This window comes from Streptomyces durbertensis, from assembly GCF_014156695.1.
In the GTDB taxonomy this organism is placed as follows: Bacteria; Actinomycetota; Actinomycetes; order Streptomycetales; family Streptomycetaceae; genus Streptomyces; species Streptomyces durbertensis.
In genome coordinates this window covers 1-8496 of the sequence record NZ_WMLF01000222.1, presented here as the reverse complement: position 1 = coordinate 8496, position 8496 = coordinate 1, and the positions used below count along the sequence as shown (strand labels likewise).

At 68.4% G+C, this 8496-nt stretch carries 8 protein-coding genes; 6 read left to right on the top strand and 2 right to left on the bottom strand.

The annotated features are described in order from the left end of the window. Positions 1-162: 162 nt before the first annotated feature. Positions 163-687 carry an NUDIX domain-containing protein gene (locus GL263_RS15785; RefSeq protein ID WP_182856357.1) on the bottom strand — a complete coding sequence of 175 codons (525 nt, stop codon included), beginning with the start codon at positions 685-687 and terminating at the stop codon, positions 163-165. After that, complete coding sequence (locus GL263_RS15780) at positions 684-1961, bottom strand: helix-turn-helix domain-containing protein (RefSeq protein ID WP_228456539.1); 1278 nt, start codon at positions 1959-1961, stop codon at positions 684-686. Before GL263_RS15780 ends, GL263_RS15785 begins: the two co-directional genes overlap by 4 nt. Before the next feature lie 290 nt (positions 1962-2251). Here GL263_RS15780 and GL263_RS15775 point away from each other — a divergent pair, with 290 nt between their 5' ends. The 6 genes from GL263_RS15775 to fxlM form a co-directional block, all read left to right on the top strand. Beyond that, positions 2252-2467, top strand: coding sequence for a hypothetical protein (locus tag GL263_RS15775; protein WP_182856356.1), 216 nt, complete (start codon positions 2252-2254; stop codon positions 2465-2467). Further along, positions 2467-2682 carry a hypothetical protein gene (locus tag GL263_RS15770; RefSeq protein ID WP_182856355.1) on the top strand — a complete coding sequence of 72 codons (216 nt, stop codon included), beginning with the start codon at positions 2467-2469 and terminating at the stop codon, positions 2680-2682. Before GL263_RS15775 ends, GL263_RS15770 begins: the two co-directional genes overlap by 1 nt. 211 nt (positions 2683-2893) lie before the next feature. Then, positions 2894-3106, top strand: coding sequence for an FxLD family lanthipeptide (locus GL263_RS15765; protein ID WP_182856354.1), 213 nt, complete (start codon positions 2894-2896; stop codon positions 3104-3106). 91 nt (positions 3107-3197) lie between these two features. Next, entirely contained in the window at positions 3198-6251 is a 3054-nt protein-coding gene (locus GL263_RS15760; protein WP_182856353.1) for a lantibiotic dehydratase, read from the top strand. Further along, positions 6248-7438 (top strand): lanthionine synthetase C family protein, encoded by a 1191-nt coding sequence (locus GL263_RS15755; protein WP_182856352.1) that lies wholly within the window; start codon positions 6248-6250, stop codon positions 7436-7438. Before GL263_RS15760 ends, GL263_RS15755 begins: the two co-directional genes overlap by 4 nt. Positions 7439-7544: 106 nt before the next feature. Then, positions 7545-8496, top strand: a 952-nt coding sequence (gene fxlM / locus GL263_RS15750) for a methyltransferase, FxLD system (RefSeq protein ID WP_182856351.1), incomplete at its 3' end; no start/stop codon positions are given.

The window sequence follows — 8496 nt, the reverse complement described above, 5'->3', positions numbered from 1 at the left end:
CGCCAACGCCCTCCCGCAGGTCGCCGCCCCCGCCCTCGCCGCCCCGCTCGTCACCCAATTGGGCGGCTACCAGGCCCTCTACACCACCTCCGCCGCCATCGCCCTCACCGGCGCCCTCCTGGTAACCCGCATCCGCAACGTCCCCTGAGCTCCGGCCACCCTCTACCGGCCGCCCCCATCCCGCAGATAACGCGGACACCCACTCGCAAGCGCCTCCATCGCCGCAGCAAACCGCCGACCGACGCGGTCCGGTAGCCAGTCCGCCGCCTCCTCCACGGCGACAAAGGCGACCTCCTCCACCTCCCCGTCGTCCTCCCCGGGGTGCAGCTGCTCGGCCTGGTCCCTGGCCAGAGTGCCGCCGTCGAAGATGAACGCGATCTGGTCGTCCCACGGCCCGTGAGGAGCGACCCAGTCCGCCACCAGCAAGCCGAGTGGCGTCACCGCCAGCGACAGCTCCTCACGGAGCTCACGGCTCACCGTGTCCTCCGGCGCCTCGTTGTCTTCGGCCATGCCACCCGGCAGGTCCCAACCCGGCTTGTACGTGGGCTTCACCAGCAGCACGCGGCCCGCCGGGTCGCGGACGATCGCGTCGGCGGACACCCGCTTGCGGGCCTGCGTCGCGTTGCCCTCCGCGAGATACGCGTTCCACGCCTCCGGATCAGCCGGACTGGGAGGAGTCGACTTCATCGGCGGGTACCTCCCGAGGACGGCGGGATGATGTCGGCCAGCAACAACATTCTCGCTCTTCGCGATTCGTCGAACTGTCGAAGGTACTCGCGGATCGGGCGATGGCCCTGGTGCGGTTCCAGCAGTTGGCGGAGTTCGTCAAGCTGTTGGAGGACCCGGACGGAGCCCAGGAGAGGGCTGGCGTTCAGCAGCCCGTGGCCGGCGTGGACTGCGGCATCAAGCTCGCCATGTCGAATCAGGATGTCGACTTGGCTGATACGGCTCAGCGTCAGCGAGCGAGCGCGTCCTGTGCTTCGCAATGTCACGGCTTCAGTGGCGTGTTCCAGAGCTTCAGAGAGCCTTCCCAGGTCCCGCAGGATCAGAGCGGACTCGCTCGCGAGGGCCGCAGCGTCGAAGGGACTCAGCCACGGATGATGTGCTTCCGTTGAGCAGTGGAACGCATGACGTGCCTGGTCGAGTGCCCGTGAGGCCGCGAGGTGCTGAGCGGACGCCGCAAGCGCGCGGGCTTTCATGGTGTGCAGCTTGGCTGTCAGTGCGGGAACTCTCGCGCCCTGGGTGGCCAGGTCGAGTCCTGCCTGTGCCCAACCGACGGAGCTGGCCGCATCGCCCGTCTGAAGGGCGAGGTGACTTCTTCCAGCAGCTACGTTCGCGGCGAGAAGTACGTCTCCGGATGCCTGGGCCAGCGGTAGGGCCCGAGCGAAGTGCTTGGCGGCGCGGTCGTTCTGACCTGAGTCGTGTGCCATCCAGGCGGCCATCTCGGTCAGGGCTGCCGCAGCGCCGAACACGTGGTGCCCACTACCAGCGTCCACCAGGCGGGCCGCGACCTTGTCTGAGAGGTGACGCACGACCGCTGCGTACAGACGGCCGCCGCCGGTCTGCCGGTCAGCATTGCGGAAGTGGTCCACAACACTGAGGTCGTCGGCATCCGCCTCGATGGGACCCATGAGTGAGTGAGGCTGTGGTCCGGCGGCTGCGGGCTCCCAACCGCGACGTGCAAGGCCCAACATGTGCCCGGGGATGTGGAAGGCGTCCGCGATCTGCTCGAACAGGGTCAGCTTCTCCACGCGCGTCTTGCCCCGCATGTAGTCGTAGACACGCCCCTGGGAGACGTCGACCGCTGCGGCGATTCGACGCGTGCTCACTCCGCGGGCGTTGAGAAGCCGGAAAAGGGAGCCCATGTCGCGCTCGGAGCACGCGGCGATGAGCCGCCGGTCGTCCAGCAGCCCGGCGACGACGTCACGCACATCCGGTGACTGACGGTTCATTTCCAGCATCTCCGAGTAGTCGTTGGGGTCGATCGTAAGTCAACGTCGCGGTTGTGACTCCGACTTGGAGTCACTGCTTGGAGTCCCCGAGTGATGGCCGCGTGCCGTTGGCTGGACTCGGCTGCTGGGAACGGCTGACTGCCTCGGCGAATCCGCATGGCTTGTCCGCCTTCCCGTTCGGTCAGCCGACAGCTGTTCCAGAACGCGACGTGTTCGTGCAACCGAAGGACAACGAGGAGACGAGGAGATGATGCCGTGTGGGTAGGCGGGAGAATGCGCCCTTCCGCGTAGGTGACCGCGTGCGCGGCGTGTCCTACGTGCACCCCGACCGGCGACGGTGGGAGAAGCCCGAGCCGTTCGAGGGTGTGGTGGTGCAGGTTGGTAGCGGCTACGCCGGTGTGGACGCGGAGAACTCGTTCGTTTGGTCCCGGCTCGCCGATCACACCGAGCGGCAGTCCCTCATCTGCGAAACCGAGCTGGTACGGCGGAACGAGACCAGGCAGGCGTCCCGCTGATGCCCTCCCCGCACCGAAGGCTCCGGCCGGACTGTGACGGTGCCTTCGCCGGCGTCGTGCTGGTTGCGGCGAACATCCTCGGAATCTGTGTGGTCGGCGGCCAGTTCACCGGCCTGCAGCCCGCAGGCGTGGCTGTCGCGCGCGGCTGCGAGCCCATCCAGGACTACAAGCGTGCTGATCCTTCTGTCGCGGTGAAAGGCGGCTTTTCGCCGTAGCCCATGTCTCGAGGCCCGATCTGGACGACACGAAGTGGTCTTGTGGCCTCACCTCCAGAGAACAAAGCTCATCTTCGGTGTGGCTGGGCCGGCCGCTGCTGCGGCGCCCCAGCAATTCCTCTTCACATCAGCGCGGTTGGCGCCCATCCACCGCGTTCCTCAGCTCCCCTGACGAAGAGAGCAGGGGTGAACCCCATGACCAGGAGGTCAGATGAGAACAGCAACGCCCGTAGCCGATCACCTGTTGGAGCATGGTCCCAGCGAGGCCCCGGTGCCCACCGTCGACGCCAGCGGTCACCCTGAGGACCCTTTTGTTCTCGGAGTGCGTGTGATCTCGGACGTCCGTCCCGAGCTGCTGCCGACAGCCTGCGACACCAACGACGGCTGCAAGCCGAGCTGCGCGTCGTCCTGTACAAGCACCTGAGCCAGGCCGGCGTGCTCGTCCGCCGGCGGGGCCGGGGCCACTTCCCCGGCCCCGTGCGGCGTCTCCTCGTGGATCGCTTGAAGGAGCTTCGATGCGCTCAACGACTCACCCGACTCTGTTCCAGCACGCAGGCAGCGCAGTGCTTCGTGCTGCTGCCACACCGTTGACGTCCGTGTCCGTCTCCTGGCCGAACCTCGACAACGAGGCGTCCACCCGCGACTGGTTGCGACAGAGGTGGTCCGACGAACGCGTTGCCGAGGCGGTCGGTCATGCCGCTCCGAGGCTGGCCGAACGGGTTCGGAAGGTCTGTGAGGGTCGGCCCATCTCGCCGGCTCGATTGCGCCGTATCGCGTTGTCCCTCTCCCGCTACCTCTTGCGTACGGCGTCCCGTCCCACGCCTTTCGGGCTGTTCGCCGGTGCCGCCGCGGTGACGGTCGGCGGACCGGCCCACGCGGACTGGAGTGAGGAGCACACGAGCGCCGTTCGGGTGGATGCGCAATGGCTTCTCGACGTGGTGAGCCGGTTGGAGTCTGTCCCGGGCTTGCTGGAGCGGTTGCCGGTTGTCTTCACCAACCTCACGGTCCGCCGTGGTGGGCAGCTCGAGGTTCCGCACGGGCCGGACAGGGTGGCGGTGCGGGCCACCCGTGCGGTGGAGGTGGTCCGGGCGGCGGCAGCGTCTCCGATCGGCTTCTCCTCCCTGGCGGAACACATGGCAGGGCGCTTCCCCGAGTCCCAGCCGTACATGGTCCATGGGATGCTCACCGAACTGGTGCGGCGTGGGCTGCTCATCACCGCTCTACGCACCCCGCTCACCGTCCGCGATCCGCTGACGCACGTCGTCGACACGCTCCGCACGGTGCACGCCGAGACGGTGCCGGGGGCATCCGTACTCCTGACCGAGTTGGAGGCCGTCCGCACCGAGGTGCACGGCCTGCAGCACGCCGTCAATGAGGAGCAGGGCCGCACCCGGGCCCACCTGGCTCAGCGCATGCGTCGCACCTCGGCGGCCGGGCGTACACCGATCAGCGTCGACCTGCGTCTTAGCTGCGATCTCCAACTCCCCGAACGGGTCGTGCGGGAGGCTGAACGGGCCGCTTCCGCGCTGTTGCGGCTCGGTCGTGAGCCGACCGGGCCAGCAGCGTGGCGTGAGTACTTCACGGCGTTCTGCGAACGCTACGGCACCGGCACGCTTGTGCCCGTCACCGAGGCCGTCCACCCCGACGCCGGGCTCGGCTACCCGGCCGGGTACCCGAACAGCACCAGGCCCGAGCCCCGCCCCGTCCTGACTCGGCGGGACGAGCGCTTGGCCGCATTGGCATGGCGGGCACTTGCCACAGGGGAGAAGGAGATCATCCTCACCGACGCCGTGATCGACACCATCGCCGAAGACCTTCTCGACGAGCGGTACATCCCTCCGCACGTGGAGGTCTCCGTCCGGGTCCAGGCAGCGGACGCCGCCTCGATCGACCGTGGCGACTTCGCCCTCGTGGTCTCACCGGGACGTGCAGCGGGCACGTTCACCGCCCGCTTCACCGACATCGTCCCGGAAGTCGCCGAGGTGTACAGAAAGCTGCCGACCGTCACCGCCGGCGCGCTGCCCGCTCAGCTGTCGGTTCCCCCGATCTACCCGCACGCAGAAAACATCTGCCGGACGCGGGCGTTCCTGCCACACGTCATCGCGCTCGGCGAGCACCGGCCCCCTGGCACAAACCACGAAGACGTCGAGCTGATCCGGCTCGACGACCTCGCGCTGACCGCGACGCGTGAACGCCTGCACCTGGTCAGCATGTCCCGGCGACAGGTGGTCGAACCGCAGGTCTTCCACGCGCTCGCGATCGAGAAGCAACTGCCACCACTGGCCCGGTTCCTCCTTCAGGTACCGCGCGGCGGCCTGGCCGCGTGGACCGAGTTCGACTGGGGGCCACATGCCGACCTGCCCTATCTGCCGAGGGTGCGGTATCACCGCAGCGTGCTCTCCCCGGCTCGCTGGCGGCTGACAAGGAGCGACCTCGGTACGGCTTCAAGCACCGACGCCCGCCGGTTCCGCGACGCGTTGGCTGCCTGGCGGCACCGATGGAAGTGCCCCCCGTTCGTCGAACTACGCGACGACGACCGCACGCTCCGCCTCGACCTCGGTGAGGCCACCCACGCGGCCCTGGTCCTTGCTCACCTCGACCGGTACGGCACGGCCCGCCTCACCGAGACGGACGACACGAGCGAAACGTTGGGGTGGATCGGCGGACACGCACACGAGGTCGCCCTACCGCTTTCCGCCGCCAGGCCACCGGCGCCGGACCCGCTGACCGGATCGCTACCGCGACTGACCAACCAGCAACACGGTCAGCTCCCCGCACACCCCGATGCCCGCTGGCTGCACGCCCAAATCCCCACTCATCCCGAGCGGATGGCGGAGATCATCACCGACCACCTGCCCCGGCTGCTGGCCACTCTCAGCGAGGACTGCCCGTGGTGGTTCGTCCGCTACCGCAGCCCCCACGAGAGCGACCACCTGCGCCTGCGACTGCGCACCCGCGAGCCGCACGAGAGGATCACTCACACAGTCGCACTCGCGGACTGGGCTCAGACGCTGCGTGAACAGCAGCTGGCCGGTCCACTCACCGTGGGAACCTACCTGCCCGAAACGGGCCGCTACGGCACAGACACAGTGACGGAAGTGGCCGAAGCAGTCTTCGCCGCAGACTCCACCGCCGTGGCCGCTCAACTACGGCACCTGCCAGATGACGAGTTCGACCCGCTCGCGCTGACGGCGGCCGGCATGGTCGCCACGGCCCGCGGCCTTCTCGGCCATCATGAAGCAATGCGATGGCTACAGGCCCATCCCGCGCCCGTAGCATCCTGCGACCGCGCGGTCACCGACCAGGCCCTTCGGCTCGTCGAGCCGAACATGGCCGCTCGGCTGCCCGTCGCCGTCGCCCGTGCCTGGCAGGTTCGAGATGACGCGTTGGCCGCCTACTGTCAGGCGTTGCCACCTGAGATGGATCTCAATGTGGTCCTGGAATCCCTGCTGCACATGCACCACAACCGACAGCGAGGCATCGACCGCGAAGGCGAAGCCGTGTGCCGACGCCTCGCCCGGCAAACCGCCGTGACCTGGGCGGCACGGCATGACGGGTTCGCCAGATGAGCCTCCTCCCCGCCCCCGGCCCGCCGCCACGACACAATCCGACACCTGGCTGGAATCAGTCACTCTCCACCGGCGCTCCCGGAATCGCACTTGTCCACTTCACCACCGCTCGTGAAGGCGAGGAAGGGTGGGAGACGGCGCACTCCTGGGCAGCAGCGATGACCCGTACACCCGTACTCGCACACCCGGACGCCTGCGGCCTCTTCCACGGCGCGCCCGCCGTCGCCTACGCGCTGCACGCCGCTGGCCACCGCGCCTACGCGCAGGCCCTAGCGACACTCGACACCTACATCACCGACCTGGTCGAGACTCGGCTGAGGGCCGCACACGCCCGTATCGACGCCGGACGGCTGCCCAGGATGCGCGAATACGACCTCATCAGCGGACTGACGGGACTCGGTACCTACCTCCTCTACCGACCTGGCCGCCCAAGCCCGATGTTCACAAAGCTCCTGGCCTACCTGGTACGCCTGACCGAGCCGATCACGGTCAATGGCCGCAAAATCCCTGGCTGGTGGACCTCCGACCGGCCCGACGGACAGCCATGCCGCCGAGGTGGTCATGGCAACCTCGGCATGGCCCACGGCGTCGCCGGCCCACTCGCCCTCGCCGCCACAGCGATGCGCCGCGGCATCGGCGTGTCCGGCCAGGCCGACATGATCTCTCGTGTCAGCACCTGGGTGGACGGCTGGCGCCACGGCACCCCTGAAACCTCCTGGTGGCCACAGACACTTTCCTCTGCCGAGTTGGCGGACGGCGCCATCGCCAACCGTCACCCAGGCCGACCCTCGTGGTGCTACGGCACACCTGGTTTGGCCCGCGCCCGCCAGTTGGCAGCCCTCGCCCTCGGCGACCGCGCGGCACAGCAAGACGCCGAGCAGTCCCTCGTCACGTGCCTGAAGGACGAGCAGCAACTCGACCAGCTCACCGACGCCTCCGTGTGCCACGGCTGGGCTGGGCTCCTCCAAACCACCCGTGCGGTGGCGGCCGACGCCACACTCGAACTCAACCCCGCACTCACAGCGCAGCTGTCCCGGCTGCGAGGACGGCTGGATGGACACCTGGACCTCCACGGCGCCCCAAAGACGAACGGCTTGTTGGAAGGAACAGCGGGCGTCCACCTCGCCACCAAGCCGCCATCCGCAGGCCCTCTCTCCTGGGACGCCTGCCTACTGCTGGCCGGATGACGTCATACCGACTCGGTAAAACCAGTCAATCCACTACGATCTGCCCTTCGCTCAGAACCCTCCGCAATTGAGCACGGCCACCTCACGGAAGGAACTCACGACCCCGATGAGCACCGCCACGCCCCCCGCCACCGGAGCCTCCCCGGAAGAACTGCGCGCGCGACTGATCGACCAGCTCACGGCCGAGGGAGCGCTGAGCGACCCGCACGTCACCCGGGCCATGCGTGAGGTCCCACGCCACCGCTTCGTCCCGGAAGCCGACATCGAGGAGGCGTACGCGGACCAGGCCGTCATCACCAAACGCGCCAGCGACGGCGCCGCACTGAGCTGTGCGTCCATGCCGTCGGTGGTCGCGATGATGCTCCAACAGCTCGACGTGCGCCCCGGACAACGCATCCTGGAGATCGGCGCCGGTACCGGCTACAACGCCGCCCTCCTGGCACATCTCACCGGCCACACCGGCATGGTCGCCACCGTCGACATCGACCCCGAAGTCACCGCCGGCGCCACGCGAGCTCTCCAGGCCACCGGGTACGACGACCAGGTTCACGTCGCCACACGCGACGGAGCACTCGGTGACGCCGACCATGCCCCCTACGACCGGATCATCCTCACCGTCGGCGCATGGGACATCCCCACAGCCTGGTGGAACCAACTCGCGGTCGGCGGAAGGCTCGTGGTGCCGCTGCGCTGGCGGGGCCAGACCCGCTCGGTCGCCTTCGTCCGCGAAGCCGACCACCTGCGCGCGGACTCCATGGAACTGTGCGGCTTCGTCCCCATGATCGGCCAGGAGGGCGAACACGAGGGCGCCATCGACAAGGAGGGCCATGTCACCCTCTACTGGGACGCTGACCAGCACATCAGTCCGACCACTCTCCACCGCAGTCTCGCCATGCCGCGGACGGAAATGTGGTCGGGCGTCACCGTCGGGCCTACCGAATCGTTTGACGGCGTCTGGCTGCGCATGACCGCCACCGAGTCTGGCACCTGCCGAATCTCGGCGGACGACACCGCCGTACGAAGCGGCCTGTGCGCCCCGGCCATCCCCGCCCGTAGCC

Excerpts from the sequence above, each read along its gene's own strand:
- GL263_RS15785 (WP_182856357.1), bottom strand. The coding sequence starts at position 687 with ATGAAGTCGACTCCTCCCAGTCCGGCTGATCCGGAGGCGTGGAACGCG.
- GL263_RS15780 (WP_228456539.1), bottom strand. The coding sequence starts at position 1,961 with ATGCTGGAAATGAACCGTCAGTCACCGGATGTGCGTGACGTCGTCGCC.
- GL263_RS15770 (WP_182856355.1), top strand. The coding sequence starts at position 2,467 with ATGCCCTCCCCGCACCGAAGGCTCCGGCCGGACTGTGACGGTGCCTTC.
- GL263_RS15765 (WP_182856354.1), top strand. The coding sequence starts at position 2,894 with ATGAGAACAGCAACGCCCGTAGCCGATCACCTGTTGGAGCATGGTCCC.
- GL263_RS15760 (WP_182856353.1), top strand. The coding sequence starts at position 3,198 with ATGCGCTCAACGACTCACCCGACTCTGTTCCAGCACGCAGGCAGCGCA.
- GL263_RS15755 (WP_182856352.1), top strand. The coding sequence starts at position 6,248 with ATGAGCCTCCTCCCCGCCCCCGGCCCGCCGCCACGACACAATCCGACA.